The 23,201-nt window shown below is 66.8% G+C and carries 23 protein-coding genes; 14 read left to right on the top strand and 9 right to left on the bottom strand.

Features of this window, described 5'->3' with window-relative positions:
• Nucleotides 1-82: 82 nt before the first annotated feature.
• The 4 genes from KVS69_RS02110 to KVS69_RS02125 form a co-directional block, all read right to left on the bottom strand.
• Nucleotides 83-3,142, bottom strand: coding sequence for a TonB-dependent receptor (locus tag KVS69_RS02110; protein ID WP_217536202.1), 3,060 nt, complete (start codon nucleotides 3,140-3,142; stop codon nucleotides 83-85).
• 114 nt (nucleotides 3,143-3,256) lie between these two features.
• Nucleotides 3,257-4,300: a LacI family DNA-binding transcriptional regulator gene (locus KVS69_RS02115; protein WP_217536211.1), complete on the bottom strand. Its 1,044-nt coding sequence runs from the start codon at nucleotides 4,298-4,300 to the stop codon at nucleotides 3,257-3,259.
• Nucleotides 4,301-4,448: 148 nt separating this feature from the next.
• A complete protein-coding gene (locus KVS69_RS02120; RefSeq protein ID WP_217536213.1) occupies nucleotides 4,449-4,718 on the bottom strand; it encodes a BolA family protein in 270 nt (89 codons plus the stop codon).
• On the bottom strand, nucleotides 4,715-5,014 hold the full coding sequence (locus tag KVS69_RS02125) for a YciI family protein (protein ID WP_068854705.1): 300 nt from the start codon (nucleotides 5,012-5,014) through the stop codon (nucleotides 4,715-4,717). The genes KVS69_RS02120 and KVS69_RS02125 overlap by 4 nt, the downstream gene beginning before the upstream one ends.
• 302 nt (nucleotides 5,015-5,316) lie before the next feature.
• Between KVS69_RS02125 and KVS69_RS02130 the strand changes: the two genes are divergently transcribed.
• From KVS69_RS02130 to KVS69_RS02140, 3 genes are read left to right on the top strand one after another with little or no spacing between them, the layout of a single operon-like run.
• A complete protein-coding gene (locus KVS69_RS02130; protein WP_068853099.1) occupies nucleotides 5,317-6,222 on the top strand; it encodes a ScpA family protein in 906 nt (301 codons plus the stop codon).
• Nucleotides 6,223-6,237: 15 nt separating this feature from the next.
• Nucleotides 6,238-7,206 carry an SMC-Scp complex subunit ScpB gene (scpB, locus tag KVS69_RS02135; protein WP_217536222.1) on the top strand — a complete coding sequence of 323 codons (969 nt, stop codon included), beginning with the start codon at nucleotides 6,238-6,240 and terminating at the stop codon, nucleotides 7,204-7,206.
• A complete protein-coding gene (locus tag KVS69_RS02140; protein WP_210130639.1) occupies nucleotides 7,199-8,971 on the top strand; it encodes a pseudouridine synthase in 1,773 nt (590 codons plus the stop codon). Before scpB ends, KVS69_RS02140 begins: the two co-directional genes overlap by 8 nt.
• Nucleotides 8,972-9,014: 43 nt before the next feature.
• Here the strand turns inward: KVS69_RS02140 and KVS69_RS02145 are convergent, their stop codons facing one another.
• The 4 genes from KVS69_RS02145 to KVS69_RS02160 all read right to left on the bottom strand — a co-directional run bounded on the left by KVS69_RS02145 (nucleotide 9,015) and on the right by KVS69_RS02160 (nucleotide 12,548).
• Nucleotides 9,015-9,938: an RHS repeat-associated core domain-containing protein gene (locus tag KVS69_RS02145; RefSeq protein ID WP_217536224.1), complete on the bottom strand. Its 924-nt coding sequence runs from the start codon at nucleotides 9,936-9,938 to the stop codon at nucleotides 9,015-9,017.
• Nucleotides 9,939-10,011: 73 nt separating this feature from the next.
• Nucleotides 10,012-10,446 (bottom strand): hypothetical protein, encoded by a 435-nt coding sequence (locus tag KVS69_RS02150; protein ID WP_093532495.1) that lies wholly within the window; start codon nucleotides 10,444-10,446, stop codon nucleotides 10,012-10,014.
• Nucleotides 10,447-10,587: 141 nt separating this feature from the next.
• Nucleotides 10,588-11,400, bottom strand: coding sequence for an amidohydrolase (locus KVS69_RS02155; protein ID WP_217536233.1), 813 nt, complete (start codon nucleotides 11,398-11,400; stop codon nucleotides 10,588-10,590).
• A complete protein-coding gene (locus KVS69_RS02160; protein ID WP_217536235.1) occupies nucleotides 11,400-12,548 on the bottom strand; it encodes a pyridoxal phosphate-dependent aminotransferase in 1,149 nt (382 codons plus the stop codon). Before KVS69_RS02160 ends, KVS69_RS02155 begins: the two co-directional genes overlap by 1 nt.
• Nucleotides 12,549-12,651: 103 nt before the next feature.
• On the opposite strand from KVS69_RS02160, the gene ccmA reads away from it, so the two are divergent.
• The 11 genes from ccmA (at nucleotide 12,652) to KVS69_RS02215 (ending at nucleotide 21,329) form a co-directional block, all read left to right on the top strand.
• Entirely contained in the window at nucleotides 12,652-13,338 is a 687-nt protein-coding gene (gene ccmA / locus KVS69_RS02165) for a heme ABC exporter ATP-binding protein CcmA (RefSeq protein WP_217536237.1), read from the top strand.
• A complete protein-coding gene (gene ccmB / locus KVS69_RS02170; protein WP_217536241.1) occupies nucleotides 13,335-14,030 on the top strand; it encodes a heme exporter protein CcmB in 696 nt (231 codons plus the stop codon). The genes ccmA and ccmB overlap by 4 nt, the downstream gene beginning before the upstream one ends.
• A gap of 91 nt (nucleotides 14,031-14,121) precedes the next feature.
• Entirely contained in the window at nucleotides 14,122-14,889 is a 768-nt protein-coding gene (gene ccmC, locus KVS69_RS02175; protein WP_184126619.1) for a heme ABC transporter permease CcmC, read from the top strand.
• Nucleotides 14,886-15,071, top strand: coding sequence for a heme exporter protein CcmD (ccmD, locus tag KVS69_RS02180; protein ID WP_093532489.1), 186 nt, complete (start codon nucleotides 14,886-14,888; stop codon nucleotides 15,069-15,071). Before ccmC ends, ccmD begins: the two co-directional genes overlap by 4 nt.
• Nucleotides 15,068-15,529: a cytochrome c maturation protein CcmE gene (ccmE, locus tag KVS69_RS02185; protein ID WP_093532488.1), complete on the top strand. Its 462-nt coding sequence runs from the start codon at nucleotides 15,068-15,070 to the stop codon at nucleotides 15,527-15,529. The genes ccmD and ccmE overlap by 4 nt, the downstream gene beginning before the upstream one ends.
• Nucleotides 15,530-17,449 (top strand): heme lyase CcmF/NrfE family subunit, encoded by a 1,920-nt coding sequence (locus KVS69_RS02190; RefSeq protein WP_217536243.1) that lies wholly within the window; start codon nucleotides 15,530-15,532, stop codon nucleotides 17,447-17,449.
• A 4-nt stretch (nucleotides 17,450-17,453) separates the two neighbouring features.
• Nucleotides 17,454-18,065 carry a DsbE family thiol:disulfide interchange protein gene (locus tag KVS69_RS02195; protein ID WP_217536245.1) on the top strand — a complete coding sequence of 204 codons (612 nt, stop codon included), beginning with the start codon at nucleotides 17,454-17,456 and terminating at the stop codon, nucleotides 18,063-18,065.
• Nucleotides 18,022-18,513 (top strand): cytochrome c-type biogenesis protein, encoded by a 492-nt coding sequence (locus KVS69_RS02200; protein WP_345776785.1) that lies wholly within the window; start codon nucleotides 18,022-18,024, stop codon nucleotides 18,511-18,513. The genes KVS69_RS02195 and KVS69_RS02200 overlap by 44 nt, the downstream gene beginning before the upstream one ends.
• The gene (locus KVS69_RS02205) at nucleotides 18,507-19,499 is read left to right on the top strand and encodes a cytochrome C biogenesis protein (protein WP_217536520.1); all 993 of its coding nucleotides are present in this window, start codon (nucleotides 18,507-18,509) and stop codon (nucleotides 19,497-19,499) included. The genes KVS69_RS02200 and KVS69_RS02205 overlap by 7 nt, the downstream gene beginning before the upstream one ends.
• 99 nt (nucleotides 19,500-19,598) lie before the next feature.
• A complete protein-coding gene (locus tag KVS69_RS02210) occupies nucleotides 19,599-20,711 on the top strand; it encodes a homoserine O-acetyltransferase (RefSeq protein WP_217536250.1) in 1,113 nt (370 codons plus the stop codon).
• A 3-nt stretch (nucleotides 20,712-20,714) separates the two neighbouring features.
• The gene (locus KVS69_RS02215) at nucleotides 20,715-21,329 is read left to right on the top strand and encodes a DUF1294 domain-containing protein (RefSeq protein WP_217536255.1); all 615 of its coding nucleotides are present in this window, start codon (nucleotides 20,715-20,717) and stop codon (nucleotides 21,327-21,329) included.
• A gap of 43 nt (nucleotides 21,330-21,372) precedes the next feature.
• On the opposite strand, the gene KVS69_RS02220 is transcribed toward KVS69_RS02215, so the two are convergent.
• Nucleotides 21,373-22,923 carry an arylsulfatase gene (locus KVS69_RS02220; protein ID WP_217536258.1) on the bottom strand — a complete coding sequence of 517 codons (1,551 nt, stop codon included), beginning with the start codon at nucleotides 22,921-22,923 and terminating at the stop codon, nucleotides 21,373-21,375.
• Nucleotides 22,924-23,201: the final 278 nt, after the last annotated feature.

Genomic DNA, 23,201 nt, shown 5'->3' on the forward strand with positions numbered 1-23,201 from the left:
GTTCATTAAAAGCCGGTTCTCCCCAGACCGCGAGGACACGCATGGCGTGTCTCTACGGCTGGGGGACCGGCCCTCATTTACATCAGAAGCGGAAGCCCACTTCTGCCTTCACCTGGCGCGGCGTACCGACGATATCGCCGGTCTCGTTGTAGCTGGCCAGCAGCTTGCCGTTGGACTTGGTGTAGTTGTAGTTGGAGAAGTTGTCGAAGTTGAACACGTTGATGATGTCGATACGTGCGTACAGCTCGGTGTCGCCCGGCATCTTGAACGTCTTCGTGGCCTGCAGGTCGACCGAGCGGTAGCCCCAGATCTTGCCACCGACCAGGAAGCGGCCGTTGCCGTCCGGCACCGCAGCGCCCGGGGTCGGCAGGTCGAAGCCGCTGGACTGTGCCACCGGGTACCAGTCGTTCACCGCGGTCGGGGTCGCCAGGGTGATCTTGCCACCGAAGGTGATGTCCCAGAAGCCGGCATACGAACCGGTCAGCACGATGCGATGGCGCGGTGCACCGTTGGAACGGATGGTCGGGTAATCGGTGATCAGGCCGCGGTCAAAGGCGTAATGCTCGTTGATGTCGCGATTGTGGCGCGCGGTGGTCCAGGTGTAGGCGATCGAGGTACCCCAGCCGCTTTCCTTGGTGAACGGCTTCTGTGCCGACAGCAGCACCTGGGTGGCACGGGTCTTGATGCCCTGCTGGCCGATGATCAGGCTGCCGAAGCCCGGGATGTTGCAGCTCCAGGCCTGGCTCAGGCCCGGCTCGGTGCCGCCGCACAGGCGCGGGTCATCGAAGAACTGGCCGGTCGGGTAACGGTTGCCCAGGGTGAAGGCGAAGCCGTCATAGGTCAGCGTACGGGCAACGGTGGCGTCGGTCAGCCAGTCGCCAACCTGGTTGGACATGCCCAGGCTGAACTGGTCGGCGTACGGCGCCTTCAGGTTGTTGTTGAGCATGTCCACTTCCAGCCCGGCATTGCTGGTGGAACCCACCAGGGCCTGCAGGTTCTGGATGCCGTTGAGCAGGTTCGGATCCCAGTCGTAGCACGCGGCCTGGCCGTTGAGGCAGGCGCCGGTGGCCGGGTTGCGGAAGTAGATGGTCGGCTGCGGCAGGGCCAGCTTGGTGGTTTCCAGCTGCAGGTAGTCGAACAGGTCGCGGTCGTAGGAACGGCCGGCACCACCGTGGATCACGTGCTGCTCGTCGGCGTTGAGGTCATACGAGAAGCCCAGTCGCGGCTGCCAGGCATTCTTGAATGCCTTGCGGTTGTGGCCGTTGCTGATGTAATCGTTGATGTTCAGCCCGCCCAGCGCCATCGACTGCGCATAGGTCTGGCCGGCGGCTGCACGCGGATCCTGGCTGTTGAGTGCCGCCACCACTTCCGGCGGGGTCACGAAGTCCAGGTAGGTCGGGTTCTTTTCGTAATCCCAACGCAGGCCGAGGTTCAACTGCAGATGGTCGTTGACCTGCCAGTCGTCCTGGATGAACAGGCCGATCTGCTTCACCTTCGAGCGCACTTCACCGGTCACGCCGGACACACCGGTGACCGGCTTGACGAACTGCGCCTTGTACGGGATGTCCGACGGGAAGTCCGGATCGCCCAGGGTGTAGGTGAACTGCGGGTTGATCTCCTGCGCGTCGGACGCGTACAGGTCGATTTCCTTGTACTTGGCGCCCATCTTGATGGTGTGGTCGCCCGCCCATTCGATGCCGTCCAGGGTCAGGTTGTCTTCGATCGACCAGCCCTTCTGGCCCTTCACCTGCGAATCCAGCGCCGAGGCGCCGCCGATCTGCACCAGGGTGCGGTCGTCGGTGCCATCCGGTGCGGTGTACACGTAACCGTTGCCGATGGTCAGCGGCACCGGGTTGTTGAACGAATCTTCGTGGGTGAGCATCAGTTCGTTGTAGAACCGCTCACCGCTGTGGTTCCAGCGCAGCGCGTAGCGACGGTCGGTGTTCTCGGTTTCCTTGCCGTGCGACGGCGCGGTCTGCCCACTGAACTGCTGCTGGGTTTCGTCGCGGTCCTGGAAGGTCAGCTCGATGCGATCGTTGTCGGTCGGCTCCACGTCGATCTTGGCGAAGATCAGGTCCTGCTGGAACGGCTGGCTGGCCGGGCCCAGCTGGGCGGCGGCATCGGCCGGCAGCAGGCCGACACGGTTGGTCACCGAGCCTTCCGGGGCGATGGTCACCGGCAGGTCGAAGCGCTTGGCTTCGTAGGTCACGAAGAAGTGCGCCTTGTCCTGCACGATCGGGCCGCCCAGGGCGAAGCCGTATTCCTTCTCGGCCGAGACTTCCTTGGTCTTGCCTTCCTGGCGCTCGGCCGGGGTCTTGGCGCGCATGTCTTCGTCGGTGTAGCGGTAGAACGCCTCACCCTTGAATTCATTGGTACCGGACTTGGTCGCGGCGGTCACTGCCGCGCTGGAGACCTGGCCGTATTCGGCCTTGTAGTTGCCGCTGATGACCTTGTATTCGCCGATGGCCAGCTGCGGGAACGGGTTGCCGGCGCTGCCGGACTGGCCAGCCACGCCGCCGCCCTTGACGTAGCTCTTCTGGCCCACGCCGTCGATGTAGACGTTGGTGCCGTCGGCATTGGTGGCACCGCCGCGCAGCGAGGTGTTGCCCTTCGCATCACGGGTGAAGATCATGCCCGGCACCGCGTCGGCGAATTCCAGGAAGTTGCGCGACACCTGCGGGGTGGTCTGGATCTGCTGCAGGCTGACCGTCTTGCCCACTTCGGACGTACGCACTTCCTGCAGCAGGGTCGGGGCAACCACGTTGACGGTGTCGAGGTTGGTCGCGTTGGCGGTGCTGCCATTGGCCGGAGCGCCGCTGAAGTTCAGCGTCGCGGTCGAGGCCACGGTCACCGTCACCTTCTGGGTCTGGCCGTTGGCCACCACGTCATAGGTGCCCGGGTCCAGGCCCATCAGCGAATAGGTGCCATCGGCACGGGTGGTGGCGCGGCGCACGCTGCCGCTGGCCACGTTGGTGGCGGTGACTTCGGTGCCCGCCTCGGCCTGGGCGACCTGGCCACGCAGCGAAGAGGTGGCCGACTGGGCCATCAGGGAAGGTGCGGCGCCCAGCAACAGGCAGCTGACCAGTGCGCTCGACAGCAGGCGGCGGGCCGGCATGCGGGTGCGGTGATTGGAATACGTCATGTAAATCTCCGGGTGGTGGAAGCCGTCGTTGCGGCCGCCTGTCTTTTTTTTGGATTGCGTGAAATACCGATACAGCGTTCAGCGGCCCAACAAGTCACGACCAACGGTCGTGACCTACCGCGTTCCGCCTTTCGGCGGAACGCTTGAATCACGCACGATCAGGCGCGGTACAAGTGTCTGCTTGTCACCGGCCGTTTCCGTGTTGTTGCCATCCATCAACTGCAACAGACGCGTCGCCGCCTTATCGCCAAGCTCGGCGATACTCACCTGCATCGTCGTCAACGACGGGTGAACGAAACGCGCCAGGGGGATGTCATCGAAGCCTGCCAATGCCACGTCGGCCGGCACGCGCACGCCGGCCTGCGCGAACGCGTACAGGCAACCGAGCGCCATCATGTCGTTGGCTGCGAATACCGCATCGGGCAATGCACCGGCGGCCAGCAGCTCCTGCCCGGCGCGGTGGCCGGAGGCTTCATCGAAGTCGCCGGGCAGCTCGATGCCCTCGGCGGCACCGCCGAACGCGGCCAGCGCATCGCGGAACCCCCGCAGGCGTTCGCGCGCATCGAAGTTCAGCTCGGGGCCGCCGATGAACGCGATACGGCGGTGGCCGGCCTCGAGCAGGTGGGCGGTCATCGCCATCGCACCAGCATGGTCATCGATGCTCAGCACCGGGTGATCCTGCTCGGGCAGGTACGTGTTGATCAGCACCGTGGGCAGCGCCTGGGGCAGGTTGTCGGTCAGGAAGCCGGGGCTCTCCGCATACGGGGAAAGCACCAGCAGCCCGTCGACCCGGCCGCGCATGGCCCGCAGGGCCGCGCCCTGCTGCTCCTGGTCGCCGTGGTAACTGGACACCAGCAGGTGCTGGCGGCGCGCGCGGGCCACGTTGTCGATGCCGCGCATCAGCTCGGAGAAGAATTCGCCATACAGGTCCGGCAGCACCACGCCAATGGTATTGGTGCGCCGGCTGCTCAGGCTGCGGGCCGCCGCGTGCGGGGTATAGCGCAGGCGCGCCGCCACCTCCAGCACCAGCTTGCGCACCGGTTCGGCGACGTTTTCATGGCCATTGAGCGCACGCGATACCGTCGCCACAGAGACGCGGGCTTCGCGGGCTACATCTTTGATTGTGATAGCTGCCTTGTTCACTTCGCCGCCCTCCACGGCTTAGAGATCTGGGCTTGGCGCGGAATGTAAGCGTTTTCAATCCCGGATGTAAACACTACGTTAGGCAAATGTCGCACGGCGGTAACCTCGGGGTGTCTTGGAGAGGTCGCCCCGGGACTCACCGGGACAAGGCAGGACAAGGGTTTCAGCCCTTTTTTGACGGCGCTTCGGCACGAATGGACAACGCGTGGATATCGGTCTCCATCAGGGTGCCCAAGGCGTTGAAGACCGCGCGATGGCGCGCAAGCGGCAGCTTGCCTTCGAAGGCCGCGCTGACCACGTGGACATTGAAGTGCCCGCGCCCATCGCGCGCGCCCTCATGCCCGGCGTGGCGGTGGCTGTCGTCCTCCACCTCCAGCAGTTCCGGATCGAAGGCGGCCTGCAGCGCCGCCCGGATCATCTCCACCCGGCTCATGGCAGCACCTTGCGGAACGGGCGGACCTCGGTGCGCACATACACCCCGGCCTCCACATAGGGATCGGCCGCCGCCCAGTCCTGGGCTTCGGTGAGCGAATCGAACGCGGCGATCACCACGCTGCCGCTGAAGCCGGCCGGGCCCGGGTCTTCACTGTCGATGGCCGGGCAGGGGCCGGCCAGCAGCAGCCGCCCCTCGTCGCACAGGGCCTGCAGACGGGCAAGATGGGCCGGCCGGGCCGACAGGCGGGCGGCCAGCACATCGGTGCCGTCATAGCCTTCAATCACATACCACACGGGCAACTCCTGGGGTTCAGCTAAACAAACGCCGCGATTCTAGCCCGCCTCGCTGGACACTGCCGTTGTGAAGCCGTACTCTTGACCACATTGCACGTGGCTGGACGCAGCAACCCTGTGGCTACAGGGCCCCACTGCCCCACACCAGCACACGTAGACGACCTCCCGTAGTTCTGTCGCTGCATTTGAGCAGCGCGTCCTGCTGCTGTTTGAAATGTCATGGCTAGCGATCCTGCCGCCCGGGTGTTCCGGTTGCGCCAGGCGCAGCAAACTGGTCCGTTGCAATACCGACGTCAATCTTGATGACCTCTGAACTCGCGCTCGACGCGAACCCGCAAATCCGGCCGACCGCCCCTCAGCAGCAGGAAATGCCGCTGGCCGTGGTGCATGGGCAACCGGTCCTGCAGATTCCGCAGGACCTGTACATCCCGCCGGATGCGCTTGAAGTCATCCTGGATGCCTTCGAAGGTCCGTTGGACCTGCTGCTGTACCTGATCCGCCGGCAGAACCTGGATATCCTGGATATTCCGGTGGCCGAGATCACCCGCCAGTACGTCGAATACATCAACGTCATGCAGGAGCTGCGCTTCGAACTGGCGGCCGAATACCTGGTGATGGCGGCGATCCTGGCCGAAGTGAAGTCGCGGATGCTGCTGCCGCGGCCGCCCAGCGTGGAAGGCGAGGAAGCCGACCCGCGTGCGGAGCTGGTGCGCCGGCTGCAGGAGTACGAACGTTTCAAGCAGGCTGCCGAGGATATCGACGCCCTGCCCCGCCAGGACCGCGACACCAGCCTGGCCCATGCCTTCGTGCCCGACCGCGCGGCGATCAAGCTGCCGCCGCCGGTGGACCTGAAGGAAATGCTGATGGCGCTGCACGACGTGCTCAAGCGCGCCGAGCTGTTCACCGGCCACGCGATCAAGCGCGAGGCCCTGAGTGTCCGCCAGCGCATGGGCGATGTGCTGGGCCGTCTGGAAGACGGCAGGTTCTACCGGTTTGAAACGCTGTTCACCGCCGAAGAAGGCAAGCTGGGGGTGCTGGTCACCTTCCTGGCCCTGCTCGAACTGGCCAAGGAACAGCTGCTGGACATCGTCCAGGAAGCTCCGCTGGCGCCGATCTACGTCAAGTCACTGGCCGCCGGCAACACCAACGAACCGCTGCAGTTCAACAGCGAGTTCGACGACAACGACGCCGCCAACGACCCTGACTGAGCACCCGACCCACGCATGGATCAACCGCTGATCAACCGTATTGTCGAAGGGGCGCTGCTGGCTTCCAGCCAGCCGCTGACCCTGGCCCAGCTGCAGGGCCTGTTCCCGGAAGAAGAGCCGGCGCCGCCGGGCAGCATCGAACGCGCGCTGGAACTGCTGCGCGAAGGCTGCGCCGACCGTGGCGTGGAGCTGGTCGAGGTCGCCTCCGGCTTCCGCTTCCAGGTCACCAACGAAGTCCACGGCTTCATCACCCGGCTGTGGACCGAGCGCAAGACCCGCTACACCCGTGCCACCCTGGAAACGCTGGCGCTGATTGCCTACCGCCAGCCGATCACCCGCGGCGAGATCGAACAGGTCCGTGGCGTGGCGGTCAGCAGCAACATCATCCAGGCCCTGGAAGAACGCGAATGGATCCGCGTGATCGGCCACCGCGACGTGCCCGGCAAGCCGGCGCTGTTCGGCACCACCAAGGGTTTCCTGGATTACTTCGGGCTCAAGCGCCTGGACGAGCTGCCGCCGCTGTCCGAGCTGCGCGACCTGGGCGAACTGGAACCGCAGCTGCCGCTGGACAACGACGGCCAGCTGGCCGGCCGGATCGCCGCAGGCGCGGCGGATCCGGACGCCGAACCGCAACCGGAACCGGAAACCATCCCGGAACCGGAATCCGAACCGGAACCCGAACAGGACCCGGCCACTGCCCGTTCCGCCGCCCGCGCCGCCCTGATGGCCGCGCGACTGGCGGAACAGGACGCCGAGTCAGACAATAGCGATACCCCATCCCATGCGTCGCCGTCGCTCCCCGACGACGACGCGGATACAACCGCCAGCGATGGCGAGCCCGATACCGTGCCGGGACCCCGCGCGGCGCACCAGAACGAAACCGAAAACAACGCCGTCGCGAAGACGACCGTGGCTGTTGACGAAGCCGATCCCGAACCAGAGGCCGACGAAACCGTCGCCGGCCGGAGCCAAGTAAATGAGTGACACCCCCCGCAAGCTGTCGTTGAACAAGCTTTCGCTCAAGCGCGAAAACGAAACCGAACAGCCCAAGCTCGAAGAGCGCCTGCACAAGGTGCTGGCCCAGGCCGGCCTCGGCTCGCGCCGCGCGCTGGAACAGCGCATCGCCGATGGTCTGGTCAAGGTCAACGGCGAAGTCGCCCAGACCGGCCAGTCGATCAAGAGCGGCGACAAGGTTGAACTGGACGGCCGTGGCTTTGTCGCCACCGCGCTGACCGAAACCTCGCGCGTGCTGGCCTACAACAAGCCCGAAGGCGAAGTGACCACCCGCGAAGATCCCGAAGGCCGCCCGACGGTGTTCGAAGCGCTGCCGGCCCTCAAGGGCGCGCGCTGGATCGCGATCGGCCGCCTGGACATCAACACCACCGGCCTGCTGCTGGCCACCACCGATGGCGAACTCGCCAACGCGATGATGCACCCCTCCTACGAGGTCGAGCGCGAATACGTCGTGCGCGTGCGTGCCCCGGAAGGCGAAGAAAAGGTGCCCGACAGCATCGTCGACCGCCTCTCCCGTGGCGTGGCGCTGGAAGACGGCCCGGCCAAGTTCGACGAGATCGAACGCATCGGCGGCACCGATTCGCACGACTGGTTCCGCGTGGTCGTCAAGGAAGGCCGCAACCGCGAAGTGCGCCGCCTGTGGGAATCGCAGGGCTGCCAGGTGAGCCGCCTCAAGCGCACCCGCTACGGCAAGGTCTCGCTGCCGCGCGAACTGCTGCGTGGCCAGTCGGTCGAACTGCCGGCCAAGCAGGTTGAAGCGCTGCGCGCCGAACTGAAGCTGGAAGAAGGCGCCCCCTCGGCGCTGACCCTGCAGCCGGTGATCGGCCAGCGCCGCGCCGCCAAGACCACCGTGCGCGTGTCGCGCGAAGGTGGTCGTGGCAATGCCTACGTCAACGGCCACAACCAGGCCGACGAAGGCCGCGAACTGCGTCGTTTCGACAACGTGCGTGAAGACCGCGGCCGTGGTCGCGGCGGCAAGGGCGGCGGCTTCAAGGGTGGCCTGACGGTCACCGGCGAGGCGGCGGCCAAGCAGTCGCAGCGCCCGTTCAAGCAGCGCCCGGACAAGGGCAACCGCGCCCTGCCCGAAGGCAACCCGGCCGCGTTCCGCAGCTGGTACGTGCCCGATGGCGTGAGCACCGGCCCGAGCAACCACCGCAACGCCGGTCCGGGCGCAGCCCGTGGCCCGGGCGCACGTGGTCCGGGTGCCGGCGCAGGCGCCGGTGGCCAGGGCCGTCCGTACGGCAAGCCGAAGGGTCCGGGCGGCGCAGGCGGCCAGGGCCGTGGCGCCTACGGCGAGCGCAGCGGCGGCGGCTTTGGTGGCGAAGGTCGCGGTGAAAACCGTGGCGGCTACGGCGGCCAGGGCCGTCCGGCCGGTGCCGGTGCCGGCGCGGGCAACCGCAGCGGCCAGGGCGCACAGCGCCACCCGTACGGTCACCCGGGCAATGCCCCGAGCTTCCCGTCCGATCATGCCAATCCGGGCGCCAGCCCGTACGGCACGCCCCGCCCGGCCGGCCGTCCCGGCGGCAACCGCGGCCCCGGTGGCCCGGGTGGCAACCGTGGTCCGGGCGGTCCCGGCGCACGTGGTCCCGGCGGCCCGGGTGGCAACCGTGGCCCGGGTGGCCCCGGTGCACGCGGCCCGGGTGGTCCCGGCGGTCGTCCCGGCGGCGCGCGCCCGGGTGGCAGCCGCGGTCCCGGTGGCGGTGGCCACCGTGGCGGCGGCCCGCGCGGCGGCTGATGCATGAAAAAAACCCGGTCATTGACCGGGTTTTTTTTCGTCGCTATCGGTTCCAGCTCCAATCGGCAATCTTGAAGTACGTAGCATCGTGGTCGGGCGTGACGAAGACGGCATGGATACCGCCGTTGCGGCTGCCGCCGGTCACGATGCGCCAGTTTTCGTAGGGGTGCCCTTTGCCCCACATCACCGGATAACGGTGATAGAAGTTGCCGGTACGGTCGGGCGGAAGCAGCCCTTTGGGGTTATCGAATCGTTTGGAGATTCCCACCTTTGAAGGGTCCGGGGTGGTTCCGCGCGGCCCGAATTGACGGATTTCGACGATCCTGTCCTGGACCGGCGATGGAAGGTCGCCCATGCGCTTCATCACCATGCCGGTCTTGTCGCGATGGATGACGCCCGTGGCGTCCGCCGGCGAAAGTGTCGGCGCCGCACCTTGCGCAGTTGCAGGCGTTGCCCGCGCTGGAGTGCGCGGCGCCGCCGGTGCGGTGCGCGCGACCGGATTCCGCCAGGATGCGGCTGACGTGCCTGGACCGGGCCTGTTGAGATGCATCCGCTGATAGCGCCCGGCCATGCCCACGCCAGCCATCAACCCTACCGCTGCGATCGCGCCACCGATGATCCACGGAAGTGCGCTGCTGCCGCCGTCATCGCGGTCGCCTGCGCCGGCCGATGCCGCGATGCCCGCCCCGCCTACGCCTGCCACCAGGCCCAGCAGCATCACCGGCAGCGCGAACTGCCCGCTGGGGTCGCCGTAGTTGAGCGGATCGCCGCCACAGTAGGCGTAGGCGTTGATTCCCCCGCGGCCGAACGGGCTGAGCCGGTCAGGACTATGGAAGCGGTGCAATACCGGGTTGTACACACGGCGGCCGTTGCCCAGGATCTGCCAGTAGACGGCAGGTTCGTGCAGCTGGCCGTTGAAGCCAAGGCGCGTGAACCGGTTCGCGCGCGTGCTGGTTTGAAGCGACATGGATTCACCCCTCGCGTAGCCCCCGCAGGCGGAGATAGTGTCGGTGCGGTGGGTGTTTTTGGGGCGTGATGGGTCAGCGGCGTTCGATGGTGAAGCGGCTGCCGGCTACGCCGAGGTCCCAGCCCTTGCCGGTGCCTGCCAGGGCGAGCGATACGTCGCCTTTGGTGACGACCTGCGCGCTGCTGGATTTGTCCGCGCCGGCGTGGGCTTCGACGGCGGCGTAGGAGCCGATCAGGTCGTCGACCGAATAGGCGCCGGAGAATCTGCCCTTGCCATCGGTGATCTTGGACTTGCCAACGGTCAGGCCGCCGCCCTTGACGCTGATCTTGACCGGAATGCGCGCACCGTTGTCGCAGGTGATCGTGCCCGTGCCCGAGGCGGTCTTGTAGATCACCGACCAACCGGCCAGGGAGTAATGCAGTTCGCAGTCGATGTTGCCGGCGGCCTGCGCGGCCGGAACCGCGGCCATGCTGGCAAGGGCGAACAGGGCCAGGGAAAGCTTCTTCATAGCGGTGCGCTCGTGCGGAGTGGGAACTGAGCCGAATCTAGCAGTGCCGGCGTCGCGCCGGCATGAGGCCCTTCCACGGCATGCAATCGCCATTCACCTACCGCCCGCCAACGGCCGCCGCAATGCCGATCGATGTACGGGTCAGCCCAGGGTAAAGGTGTCTGCGTCCAGCATCGCCGGGAAGCGGGCGCGGTGCGCGGCGAGCGCCGCAGCGGAAATGGTGGTGGTGACCACCTGCTCGCGCTCGCGGATCTCCACCTGCGGCTGCCCGAGGAAATCGATCACCGCGCTGTCGCCGGCGTAATGCAGGTCGTTGCCGTCCACGCCCACGCGGTTGACCGCCGCGACGTAGCACAGGTTTTCAATCGCTCGCGCGCGCAGCAGGGTGCGCCAGGGATACGCACGCGCCGAGGGCCAGTTGGCCACGAAGATCTGCAGGTCGAAATCCAGGTCGTCGGCACGCTCCACGTTGTAGCGGTTGCGGCAGAACACCGGGAAGCGCAGGTCGTAGCAGACCTGCGGATTGATCCGCCAGCCTTTCCATTCCACGCTCAGCCGTTCATTACCGGCGGCATAGCGCAGGTGCTCGTTGCCGTAGCGGAACAGATGGCGCTTGTCGTAATACTCCAGCCCACCATCCGGCGTAGCCCACAGCAGCCGGTTGTACACGCCCTCGCCCACCCGCAGCTGCACGCTGCCGGTCACCGCTGCGCCCAGCCGCGCCGCCTGCTCGCGGATCCAGTCCACGGTGGGGCCGTCCATGCCTTCGGCACGGAAGATCGCGTCATTGGAAAAACCGCTGGTGAAGGTTTCCGGCAGGATCACCAGATCGGTCTGCCCGGCCAGCGGCGCCAGCAGCGCGCCGTAGTATTCGCGGTTGCCCTCGGGGTCGTGCCAGCGCGTGTCCCCTTGGACCAGACTGATGCGCAGATCGGGACGGTTGGCGGCGCCCATCACAGCACCTGCAGGCGTTCGATCGCCGCGCTGAGCGTGGCGTCGTTCTTGGCAAAGCACAGCCGCACCAGGCGCTGGCCTTCCGGCGCCGTTTCGTAGAACGGCGACAGCGGAATGGCGGCCACGCCCTTTTCGATGGTCAGCCACTTCACGAACTCATGGTCCGGCAGGTCGCTGATGGCCGAATAGTCCACCAGCTGGAAGTACCCGCCCGGCACCGGCAGCGGCTTCAGGCGCGTGGTGAGCAGCTGCTCGCGGAACGCATCGCGCTTGGCCTGGTAGAACGCGCCCAGTTCCAGGTGGTGTTCCGGCTCATCGCGGATCATCGCGGCGAAACCGTACTGGGCCGGGCCGAAGCTGGTGAAGGTGTTGTACTGGTGCACCTTGCGGAATTCCGCCGTCATCGCCGGCGGTGCCACCGCATAGCCGATCTTCCAGCCGGTGCAGTGGTAGGTCTTGCCAAAGCTGGAAATGACGAAGGCGCGCTCGCGCAGTTCCGGGTAGCGCAGCGCCGATTCGTGGCGGCGGCCGTCGTAGATGATGTGTTCGTAGACTTCGTCGGAAATCAGGTAGATACCGGTGCCGCGCAGCACGTCGGCCAAGGCCTGCATGTCATCGGCGGTGAGCATGGCGCCGGACGGGTTGTGCGGGGTGTTGACCATCAGCAGGCGGGTGCGCGGGGTAATGGCGGCGCGCACGCGGTCCCAGTCGACCGCGAAGGTCTGCGGGTCCAGCGGGACGTGCACGGCGCGGGCGCCGGCCAGGTCGATGGCCGGTTCGTAGCAGTCGTACGCCGGGTCCAGCACGATCACTTCCTCGCCGGGGCGGACCACGGCGTGGATGGCGTTGAAGATCGCCTCGGTGGCGCCGCTGGTGACGGTGATTTCGGTGTCGGGGTCGATCTGGGCGCCATACAGGTCCAGCGACTTCTGGGCAACGGCCTGGCGCAGCGGGGCCACGCCGGTCATCGGCGGGTACTGGTTCAGGCCGCCATGCATGGCCTTGACAGTTTCATCGATCAGGCGCTGCGGGGCTGAAAAATCCGGGAACCCCTGACCCAGGTTCACGGCGCCGTGTTCGGCCGCCAGCTGGGACATCACGGTGAAAATGGTGGTGCCCACCTTGGGCAGCTTGGTCTGGGGGTTCATCGGCAACCGGGGGATCAAAGGCGGAGACCCCGAAGTGTACGAAATCTGGAGGCCGAGGCCTCGGCCATTGGGTTCGGGATCGATCCGCCGGTACACTGCGCCGATGCTGAATTCTTCGAATACCCCTCCGTTGCTGGCCGCGCATGGCCTGGCCTTCAGTCGCAACGATGAACCGGTGTTCGGGCCGCTTGACCTCCAGGTCGATGCGGGTGAGGCGCTGCTGGTGCAGGGCGACAACGGCGCCGGCAAGACCACCCTGCTGCGGGTGCTGGCCGGGCTGCTGCGCCCGGGCAGCGGGACGATCCAGATCGATGGGCGCCCGGCCGGGCACCGCGAGCGCGCCCAGTTCGTGGCGTACCTGAGCCACCTGCCCGGCCTCAAGCCGGACCTGGACACGCTGGAGAACCTGAATTTCCTGTGCGGCCTGCACGGCCGGCGCGCGCGGCAGATGCCAGGCAACGCGCTGGCCATCGTGGGCCTGGCTGGCTTTGAGAACACCTTGGTGCGGCAACTGTCGGCCGGGCAGAAGCGGCGGCTGGCGCTGGCCCGCATCTGGCTGTCGCCGGCGCCGCTGTGGCTGCTGGACGAGCCGTACGCGAACCTGGACCTGGACGGCATCAACCTGGTGAACCGGATGATTTCTGCGCACCTGCGCAGCGGCGGGGCGGCCCTGGTCACCACGCACGGTGCGTATGCCGCGCCGCCGGTGCGGACCCGGCTGGTGCATCTGGGGAGTGCCGGGCAGCCCGTGGCCGGGCAGAGCCCGGCACTGCCGGAGGTGCGCGCATGATCGCACCTGGTACCGAACCCGGCCTGTGGCAGACCGCACGCGCCCTGGCCGGGCGCGACCTGCGCCTGCTGTGGCGCCGCCGCGGCGATGCGCTGCAGCCGCTGCTGTTCGCGCTGCTGGTGGTGGTGCTGTTTGCGCTGGCGCTGGGCCGCGATCCGCCGCTGATGGCGCAGGTGGCCGCTGCGGTGCTGTGGCTGGCGGTGCTGCTGGCCGGGCAGCTGTCGCTGGACAGCCTGTTCCGCAGCGACGCCGAGGATGGCTCGCTGGAACAGTGGCTGCTGGCGCCGGTGCCGCTGGCCTGGCTGGTGCTGGTGCGGGTGCTGGTGCACTGGGCCACCACCGCCCTGCCGATGATCGTGGTGGCACCGCTGCTGGCCGAAATGCTGCATCTGCCACATGACCAACTGCCGATATTGCTGGCATCGTTGCTGCTCGGCACGCCGCTGCTCAGCCTGATCGGCGGGGTGGTGGCAGCGCTGACAGTGAGCATCCGTCGCTCTGGTATTCTCGTGGCGTTGCTGGCGTTGCCGCTGTTCGTGCCGGTGCTGGTGTTTGGTGCAGGCAGTGTGGCGGCCGCCGCGCGCGGGCAGGATCCGGTGGGGGCGTTGCTGCTGCTGGGTGCCGGGTTGGTGGTGGCGCTGGTGTTGGCGCCGTTGGCGACTGCTGCGGCCATCAGGATTTCATTGAGTTGATGTGCAAGTGGATTGCGCTGCTTCGTTCGTCATGACACGCATGGCGTGTCACTACGTGTTTGTTGCTTTCTAGCTGGATAGCCATCGCTGCATGAATAGCCTTGTCCGCTGGTTCCACCAACTCGGTTCGCCCCCCACCTTCGACCGCTTTGCGTCGCGCTGGTCGCGTGTGTTCACCATCGCCGCGCTGCCGGTGCTGCTGATCGGCATCTGGCAGGGCATCTTCGTGGTGCCGGCCGAGCAGACCCAGGGCGACGCCTTCCGCATCATCTACATCCACGTGCCCAGCGCGTGGATGAGCCTGTTCGTGTTCGCCTTGATGGCACTGTATTCGGCCATCGCGCTGGTCTGGCGGATCAAGATCTGCGAAATCCTGGCCATGGCCTGCGCGCCGATGGGCGCCGGCTTCACCCTCATCACCCTGCTCACCGGCAGCATCTGGGGCAAAGGCACCTGGGGCACGTGGTGGGATTGGGACCCGCGCATGACCAGCGAACTGATCCTGCTGTTCCTGTACCTGGGCGTGATCGGCCTGTACCACGCCATTGAAGACCGCCGCAGTGCCGCGCGGGCCGCGGGCCTGCTGGCCATCGTCGGCGTGGGCCTGCTGCCGATCATCCGCTACTCGGTGGACTGGTGGGGTGGCCTGCACCAGCGCCAGTCGGTGAACGTGTTTGGCGACAACGCCGTGCGCCCGGAGCTGATCGCGCCGCTATGGTGGATGGTGGTGGCAACCAAGTTGTGGTTTGTCGGCTCGCTACTGGCCAAGGCCCGCGCCGACAACCTCAGCCGCGAAGCCGGCAAGGCCTGGGTGGCGCAACGCCTGGGCACCGAGCCTGCCGGGGAGCTGCAACGATGACGCATGTCGGGTTCATTGCCGCCGCGTACGCGGTGTTCGTGCTGGTGCTGGCGGCCGACGCGCTGGGTTCCTGGCTGCGCCTGCGCAGCGCGCGTCGCCAGGCCCTTCAGCGCCAGCAGCGCCAGGCCGCGCGCGACCAGCGCACGCCGGGCACGCCGCTGGCCACGGAGCTGAGCCGATGACGCCGGTACAGCGCCGTCGCCTGGTCTGGGTGCTGCTGCTCCTGCTTGCATCCGGTCTTGCCACCACGCTGGTGGCGTTCGCGCTCCAGCGCAACATCGCCTATCTGTACACGCCTTCGGAAGTGCTGCGCGGCGAACAGGGCACCCAATCCAATTTCCGCCTCGGCGGCATGGTGGTCAAAGGCTCGTTCCAGCGCGCCGAAGGCTCGCTGGAGGCCCACTTCGTGGTGACCGATGGCGATGCCACGCTGCCGGTGACCACCTCGCGGATCCTGCCGGACATGTTCCGCGAAGATTCGGCCGTGGTCGCGCTGGGCACTCTGAAGAACGGCGTGTTCGTGGCCGATGAAGTGCTGGCCAAGCACGACGAGAACTACATTCCCAAGGAAGTGGCCGACAAGATGGGCGCGGCCCACACCAAGCACGACGTGCCGGTGCCGGCCGTGGAGACACGCTGAGTGCTGCCTGAGCTGGGGCAGGTACTGCTGGTCTGTGCGCTGCTGGCCGCCCTGCTGCAGGCGGTGCTGCCGCTGTGGGGCGCGCAGCGCGGGCGCGGTGCGTGGATGGCCGTGGCCGTGCCGGCCGCCTTCGCACAGCTGGCGCTGGTGGCCGGCGCATTCGCGCTGCTGACCGTCGCCTTCGTGCAGCAGGATTTCTCGGTGCGCTACGTGGCCGAAAACTCCAATACCCTGCTGCCGCTGGCGTATCGCTATTCGGCCGTCTGGGGCGCGCACGAAGGCTCACTGTTGATGTGGGTGCTGGTACTGGCGCTGTGGGGCGGCGCGGTAGCGCTGTGGTCCAAGCGCCTGCCAGACACCGTGCGCGCGCGCGTGCTGGGGGTGATGGGCATCATCAGCCTGGGCTTCATCGCCTTCCTGTTCTTCACCTCCAATCCGTTCGCGCGGCTGCTCCCGGCACCGCTGGAAGGCCGCGACCTCAACCCGCTGCTGCAGGACCCCGGGCTGATCATCCACCCGCCGATGCTGTACATCGGCTACGTGGGCTTCGCGGTGCCGTTTGCGTTTGCCATCGCCGCGCTGCTGGATGGCCATGTGGATGCGCGCTGGCTGCGTTGGACCCGGCCGTGGACCAATGTTGCCTGGGGCTTTCTCACCCTGGGCATCGCGCTCGGCAGCTGGTGGGCGTACTACGAACTGGGCTGGGGCGGCTGGTGGTTCTGGGACCCGGTGGAAAATGCCAGCTTCATGCCGTGGCTCGCCGGCGCCGCCCTGATCCATTCGCAGGCCGTGACTGAAAAACGCGGCAGCTTCGCCAGCTGGACGCTGCTGCTGGCCATCGCCGCCTTCGCGCTGTCCCTGTTGGGCGCGTTCCTGGTGCGCTCGGGCGTACTCACCAGCGTGCACTCGTTCGCCGCCGATCCCTCGCGTGGCGCCTTCATCCTGGTCTTCCTGGCTTTGGTGATCGGTGCGGCGCTGCTGCTCTATGCGCTGCGCGCCGGTGCACTGGGCAGCGATGATCCACGCCGTGGCTTCATGCCCACCTCGCGCGAAACCCTGCTGCTGGCCAACAACCTGCTGCTGGCCGGCGCCTGCGCCATGGTGCTGCTGGGCACCCTGTATCCGTTGCTGGCCGATGCGCTGGGGCTGGGCAAGGTCTCGGTGGGCCCGCCTTACTTCGGCACCCTGTTCATCGTGCTGATGGCGCCGCTGGTGGCGCTGCTGCCGTTCGGGCCGCTGGTGAACTGGCAGCGCGACCAGGCCTCGAAGCGGCTGGCGCTGCTGGCGCCGTGGGCTGGGTTGGCCCTGCTGCTGGGCGTGCTCGCCTGGTTCGTGGCCCCCCAGGGCAAGCTCAAGGCGGCCGCCGGCGTGGCTGCGGCGGCGTGGGTGGCCTTGGGCACCGCACGTTTCATCTGGACCCGCGTGCGTGGCAACGGCCGCTTCAACGCCGAAATGGTCGGCATGCTGCTGGCCCATACCGGCGTGGCGGTATTCCTGGTCGGCGCGTTGCTGGTGGAAGCCCTGAACGTGCAGCGCGAAGTGGCGTTGAGCCCCGGGCAGGACCTGGAGGTGAGCGGTTACACCCTGCGCTTTGAAGGCGTGGACCACCAGGAGGGCCCCAACTACGTGTCCGACCGCGGCCATGTGCGTGTGCTGCAGGGCGGGCGCGAACTGGCCCTGCTGCACCCTGAAAAACGCGCCTACGCCAGCGGCGGGCAGATGATGACCGAAGCCGGCATCCATGCGCGCGTGCGGGGCGATGTCTACGTGGCGCTGGGCGAGCCGCTGGGCAACAATGCATGGGCCGTGCGCGTGCATATCAAACCCTTCGTTCGCTGGGTCTGGCTGGGCGCATTGCTGATGGCGCTGGGCGGCTTCGTCACCGCCGCCGACCGCCGCTTCCGTCGTTTCCAGGAGTAGTACCGTGTCCGATCCCCGCCCCGCCTCCCGCCCGCTGCCTCCGGTCGCCATCGTCATCGGGGTGCTGTTCTTCTTCGGGCTGCTCGGGCTGATGGTGTACGGGGTGATGAAGTCCGGCGCGCCGGACCGCGACATCCTGCCCTCGGCGCTGATCGGCAAGCCCGCGCCGGCGTTCGCGCTGCCGGTCCTGCACGACCCGTCCATCACCGTGCACAGCAGCGAACTGCGCGGCGCTCCGTACGTGCTCAATGTGTGGGGTAGCTGGTGCGCGGCCTGCCGCGAGGAACACCCGATCCTGACCCGGTTTGCCGAAACCAAGCGCGTGCGCGTGATCGGATACAACTGGAAGGACGAACCGGCCGATGCGCTGCGTTGGCTGGAACAGCTGGGCAACCCGTTCGTGCTGGTGCTGAGCGACATCGAAGGCCGAACCGCCATCGACTGGGGCGTAACCGCCGCGCCGGAAACCTTCCTGGTCGACGCCAGCGGCGTGGTGCGCTGGAAATACAGCGGCGCGCTTACCCAGCGTGTGATCGATACGAGACTGCTGCCCGAGCTGGAAAAGCTGGAGCGTGCCAATGCACAATCGCAACGTGCCCTGCCCGCCTCGCCGTAAGCTGCGCGGCGTGCTGCACGCCGTGGGGTTGGCCGCCGCGCTGCTGCTGCCGCTGGCGGTGCAGGCCCAGGCCGTGTCCGACCCGACCCCGCTGCGGTACCGCAGCGCGGAAGAAGAAGCGCGCTTCCATGCGCTGGCCGCCGAACTGCGCTGCGTGCAGTGCCAGAACCAATCGCTGGCCGATTCCAACGCACAGATCGCACATGACCTGCGCCGCGAAGTGCTCACGCTGATGCAGCAGGGCAACAGCGATGCGCATATCAAGCAGTTCCTGGTGGAGCGCTACGGCGAGTTCGTGCTGTATCGCCCCACCATGGACACGCGCAACAGCCTGCTCTGGTTCGGCCCGCTGGTGCTGGTGCTCGGCGGTGCCGGGGTGCTTGTGTGGGTGGTACGCCGGCGCAGCCGCCAGGTGCAGCCCATGGGCGAAAGCGAGGAACGCTGGTGAGCGAATGGATGCAGGTGATTGCCGGGCTGTGTGCCGCCGTGGTGGCGATGGTGGTGCTGTGGCCGCTGCGCAGCAGCGGGAAGCGCGCACCGTTCGTGGCGGCGGTTATCGCCATCGGCGTGGCCGGCGTGGCGCTGTACCTGTTGGTGGGCACGCCGAAGGCCGTGGATGTTGTCGCCGACGGGGGCCCGGCCACGCTGCAGCAGGGGGTGCGCGAGCTGGAGCAGGCGCTGGAACGGGAACCGCAGCGCGCTGATGGCTGGGCATTGCTGGGTCGTTCCGAGTTGGCGCTGGGCAACACCGAAAAAGCGAATCAGGCGTTTGCCCGCGCTGTTGCGCTCGCCCCCGATGAAGCGCCACTGCTGGTGGAAGCGGCGCAGGCGCGTGCGCAGGGCGATGCGGGCAAGCAGTTCGATGACACCGCATTGCAGTGGTTGAAGCATGCGCAACAAGTGGACCCGGCCAGCGAGCGTGCGGGCTGGCTGATCGGCATAGCCCAGCGCCAGCGCGGGCAGGATGCTGAAGCGGCCGCTACGTGGGAGGCACTGCTTCCCCGCCTTGAACCGGCGGCGGCCGCAGCGCTGCGCGAGCAGATTGCGATTGCGCGGGAGAAGGCGGGGATGCCGGCGCCGGCGGGCGCTGATGCGCCATCGGTGGGGCTGGATATCGAGGTGACGCTGGATCCGGCATCGGCGGGCAAGGCCTTGCCCGCCGGCACGCAGGTATTCGTGATCGCACGGGGGCCCGGTGGGCCGCCGATGCCGGTGGCGGTGGAGAAGCATCCGGCAACGGCACTGCCATTGAAGATCCGCCTGGACGACGCCGACAGCCCGATGCCGACGGCGAAGCTGTCCTCGCTGAAGGACGTGGAGGTGTTCGCGCGCCTTTCGGCCTCGGGCACCGCCAGCCGGCAGGACGGCGATGTGGATTCGAAGCCGGTGCGCGTGACGTTGCCGCACAAGGGCACGATCCGATTGGTCCTGTAGATCTCGCCCTGCGTGGATGGATTTCGATGGGCGCCAGGCCGGTACGAAGCGTCCCAGCCGTGACACGGCGCCGTTGACCTGCCCGGTTAGAATGGCCCCATGACTGAATTCATCCCGCCCGGCACCCGCTACCACGCCCTGCCCTCGCCCTTCGCGTTCAAACGCGGTGGGCAGCTGCCAGGCGCGCATGTGGCCTACGAGACCTGGGGCACGCTCAACGCCGATGCCAGCAATGCCGTGCTGATCGTCACCGGCCTGTCGCCCGACGCGCATGCCGCCGCCAATGACGGCAACCCAGCGGCCGGCTGGTGGGAAGGCATGCTTGGCCCGGGCAAGGCGATCGATACCGACCGCTGGTTCGTGGTGTGCGTGAACTCGCTTGGCAGCTGCAAGGGCTCAACGGGGCCGGCCACCATCAACCCCGCCACCGGCGAACTGTACCGGCTCAATTTCCCGGAGCTGTCCATCGAAGATGGCGCGCGCGCCGCCGTGGACGTGGTGAAGGCGCTGGGCATCACCCAGCTTGCCTGCGTGGTAGGCAATTCCATGGGCGGCATGACCGCGCTTGCGGTTCTGCTGCTGCACCCGGGCATCGCGCGCAGCCACATCAATATTTCCGGCAGCGCACAGGCGTTGCCGTTCTCCATCGCCATCCGCTCGCTGCAGCGTGAAGCGATCCGCCTCGACCCGCAGTGGAACGGCGGCCAGTACACCGACCAGCACTACCCGGAATCGGGCATGCGCATGGCGCGCAAGTTGGGGGTGATCACCTACCGCTCCGCGCTCGAGTGGGATGGTCGCTTCGGCCGCGTGCGGCTGGACTCGGACCAGGCCGATGACGATCCGTTTGGCCTGGAATTCCAGGTGGAGAGCTACCTCGAAGGCCACGCGCGCCGCTTCGTGCGCTTCTTCGACCCGAACTGCTATCTCTACCTGAGCCGTTCGATGGACTGGTTCGACCTGGCCGAATACGCCGACGGCGATGTCATGGCCGGCCTGGCCAGCATCAAAGTGGACAAGGCCCTGGCCATCGGCGCCAACACCGACATCCTGTTCCCGGTGCAGCAACAGCAGCAGATCGCCGACGGGCTGCGCGCCGGCGGTGCCGATGCGCAGTTCATCGGGCTGGACTCGCCTCAGGGGCATGATGCGTTTTTGGTGGATTTCGAGCGGTTCGGGCCGGCGGTGCGTACGTTCCTGGATACGCTTTGAGCCATGCGGCAACAGGGCAGGCTCAGCGAATGGAACGACGCGCGCGGCTTCGGCTTCGTGCAGCCCAATGGTGGGGGCGACCGCTGCTTCGTGCATATCCGCGCCTTTGCCGCGCGCGACCGGCGCCCTGCCCTGAATGATGTGATCACCTACGACGTGCAGCGCGATGGGCAGGGCCGGCTCAACGCGGTCAATGTACGTTTCGCGCTTCAGCGTGATGGGCTCAGGGCCGGCACCACGACCAAGGGCAACGGCGGGCCCGACAGGCTGCCCCGGCGCACCATCGCACTGCTGTTCCTGTCGGGCGTGGCCGCTGCCAGCTTTGCGGGCTACTGCCCACCGTGGATTGTGGTGACATATCTGGGCCTGAGCGCCCTCACCTTCCTGTTTTACTGGCACGACAAGAGCGCCGCCCAGCATGATCGGCGGCGCACGCCCGAGAGCACCCTGCAGGTGATCGCGTTGCTAGGTGGATGGCCCGGCGGGCTTCTGGCGCAGGCCGTCCTGCGCCACAAGAATCGCAAGGCTTCGTTCCAGACCACCTTCTGGGTCGCCGTGGTGGTCAATCTCGTGGTGATGGGGTGGATTGCCGGCGGTGGATTTTCCATCGCCGGGTGACGTGGTCGGGGCCGACCAACGGTCGGCGCTACCGAGAGGTCCGCTACTTTCCGGCGACGGCGTCGTTCAGTTTTTCGATTGCCTGGTCGGCGGTGAAGGTGTTGGGCTTCTGGATCTTGGGGAACTCATCGAAGGTCGCGTTGAATTTGGTCAGCAGCGCGATGGCGCCGTATACGATGTAGACGTGGTTGATGTACCAGTCCCAGTAGGTATTCGAGGTGACATCGGCGAACTCGTACGGATCGGTGCGCAGGTTGTAGATCTTGGGGATGCGCATGGGGGTGAACGGTTCGCCCCAGACCGCCATGGTCCCTTTGCAGCGCTGCTCGATGAAGGTCACCTTCCAGTTGTCGTAGCGGATGCCCAGCGTGTCGCCGTCGTCTGAGATGTAGACGAACAGTTTGCGTGGCGAATGGTCGGCCTTGCCGGTCAGGTAGGGCCACAGGCTCACGCCGTCGATGTGGTTCTTGTAGGTGCGCCCGATGGCCTTGACGCCCTTCTTGAGGTCGTCCACCACGGTCTTGTTCCCCGCCACTTCCAGGAACGTTGGCAGCCAGTCGTGGTGCTGCACGATTTCAGTGGAAATGGTGCCCGGCTTGATCTTCCCCGGGAAGCGCGCAACCAGCGGGATGCGGAAAGCGCCTTCCCAATTGGTGTCCTTCTCGCTGCGGAACGGGGTCATGCCGCCGTCCGGCCACGAATTGCGGTGCGGGCCGTTGTCGGTGGAATACACCACCAAGGTGTCGTCGGCGATACCCAGTTCGTCCAGGTAATCCAATAGCGAACCCACGTTCTTGTCGTGGTCAATCATGGTGTCGTGGTACGGCGACTGCCAGCGACCGGCCTGGCCCAGGCTTTCGGGCTTGGTGTGGGTGATCAGGTGCATGTGGGTGAAGTTCACCCAGGCGAAGAACGGGGTGTCATCATCAGTGGCCTGCTTGATGAAGCCCTTTGCGCGTTCGGCAAAGTCGTCGTCGCAGGTGACCATGCGTTCGCGGTTGAGCGGGCCGGTGTCTTCGATCTTCTGCTTGCCGACCTTGCCCCAGCGCGGCTGCTCCGTGGTGTCGTCCTTGTCGGTGGCGAAGCTGTGGATCACCCCGCGCGGCTTGACCGTGGCGATGAAGTCACCGAACTCGTCTTCCGGGAAGTAGTCGTACATCTCCGGCTCTTCTTCGGCGTTGAGGTGGTACAGGTTGCCGTAGAACTCATCGAAGCCGTGGTTGGTCGGCAGCATGTGGTTCAGGTCGCCCAGGTGGTTCTTGCCAAACTGGCCGGTGGTGTAGCCCTCGTTCTTCAGCAACGCGGCGATGGTGACGATCTTCTCGTTCATGCCGATCGGCGCGCCGGGTATGCCCACCTTCGACAGGCCGGTGCGCAGCACGCTCTGCCCGGTGATGAACGAGGAGCGGCCGGCCGTGCAGGATTGTTCACCGTAAGAGTCGGTGAACATGATGCCTTCGCGGGCGATGCGGTCGATGTTTGGCGTCTGGTAGCCCATCAACCCGTGCGAGTAGCAGCTCAGGTTGGAGATGCCGATGTCATCGCCCCAGATGACCAGGATGTTGGGCTTTTTCTTCTTGGTGGCGGTGGCCATCGGGTTCTCCGGGAGCGCTTTGGCGGGTCCTTGGATGATCCCTGCGTGGCTGGGGGGCGACCACCGTGTTTCTACTTATGTCGGCTAAGTAATTCTGTCCCTTCGGTGTATTGGCTGCGGATGCCATGTACCGACCAACGGTCGGTACCTACCGGGGCCGTGTGCCGACCAACGGGCGGTACCTACCGGGGGCGTGTACCGACCAACGGTCGGTACCTACCGGGGCCGTGTGCCGACCAACGGTCGGTACCTACCGGGGCCGTGTGCCGGCCCACGGT

Source organism: Stenotrophomonas sp. GbtcB23 (assembly GCF_019091045.1).
In the GTDB taxonomy this organism is placed as follows: Bacteria; Pseudomonadota; Gammaproteobacteria; order Xanthomonadales; family Xanthomonadaceae; genus Stenotrophomonas; species Stenotrophomonas rhizophila_A.

Coding starts and splice junctions, on each gene's coding strand:
- KVS69_RS02110 (WP_217536202.1), bottom strand. CDS start 3,142: ATGACGTATTCCAATCACCGCACCCGCATGCCGGCCCGCCGCCTGCTG.
- KVS69_RS02120 (WP_217536213.1), bottom strand. CDS start 4,718: ATGAGCCGGGTGGAGATGATCCGGGCGGCGCTGCAGGCCGCCTTCGAT.
- KVS69_RS02130 (WP_068853099.1), top strand. CDS start 5,317: ATGACCTCTGAACTCGCGCTCGACGCGAACCCGCAAATCCGGCCGACC.
- scpB (WP_217536222.1), top strand. CDS start 6,238: ATGGATCAACCGCTGATCAACCGTATTGTCGAAGGGGCGCTGCTGGCT.
- KVS69_RS02140 (WP_210130639.1), top strand. CDS start 7,199: ATGAGTGACACCCCCCGCAAGCTGTCGTTGAACAAGCTTTCGCTCAAG.
- KVS69_RS02145 (WP_217536224.1), bottom strand. CDS start 9,938: ATGTCGCTTCAAACCAGCACGCGCGCGAACCGGTTCACGCGCCTTGGC.
- KVS69_RS02150 (WP_093532495.1), bottom strand. CDS start 10,446: ATGAAGAAGCTTTCCCTGGCCCTGTTCGCCCTTGCCAGCATGGCCGCG.
- KVS69_RS02155 (WP_217536233.1), bottom strand. CDS start 11,400: ATGGGCGCCGCCAACCGTCCCGATCTGCGCATCAGTCTGGTCCAAGGG.
- KVS69_RS02160 (WP_217536235.1), bottom strand. CDS start 12,548: ATGAACCCCCAGACCAAGCTGCCCAAGGTGGGCACCACCATTTTCACC.
- ccmA (WP_217536237.1), top strand. CDS start 12,652: ATGCTGAATTCTTCGAATACCCCTCCGTTGCTGGCCGCGCATGGCCTG.
- ccmB (WP_217536241.1), top strand. CDS start 13,335: ATGATCGCACCTGGTACCGAACCCGGCCTGTGGCAGACCGCACGCGCC.
- ccmC (WP_184126619.1), top strand. CDS start 14,122: ATGAATAGCCTTGTCCGCTGGTTCCACCAACTCGGTTCGCCCCCCACC.
- ccmD (WP_093532489.1), top strand. CDS start 14,886: ATGACGCATGTCGGGTTCATTGCCGCCGCGTACGCGGTGTTCGTGCTG.
- ccmE (WP_093532488.1), top strand. CDS start 15,068: ATGACGCCGGTACAGCGCCGTCGCCTGGTCTGGGTGCTGCTGCTCCTG.
- KVS69_RS02210 (WP_217536250.1), top strand. CDS start 19,599: ATGACTGAATTCATCCCGCCCGGCACCCGCTACCACGCCCTGCCCTCG.
- KVS69_RS02215 (WP_217536255.1), top strand. CDS start 20,715: ATGCGGCAACAGGGCAGGCTCAGCGAATGGAACGACGCGCGCGGCTTC.
- KVS69_RS02220 (WP_217536258.1), bottom strand. CDS start 22,923: ATGGCCACCGCCACCAAGAAGAAAAAGCCCAACATCCTGGTCATCTGG.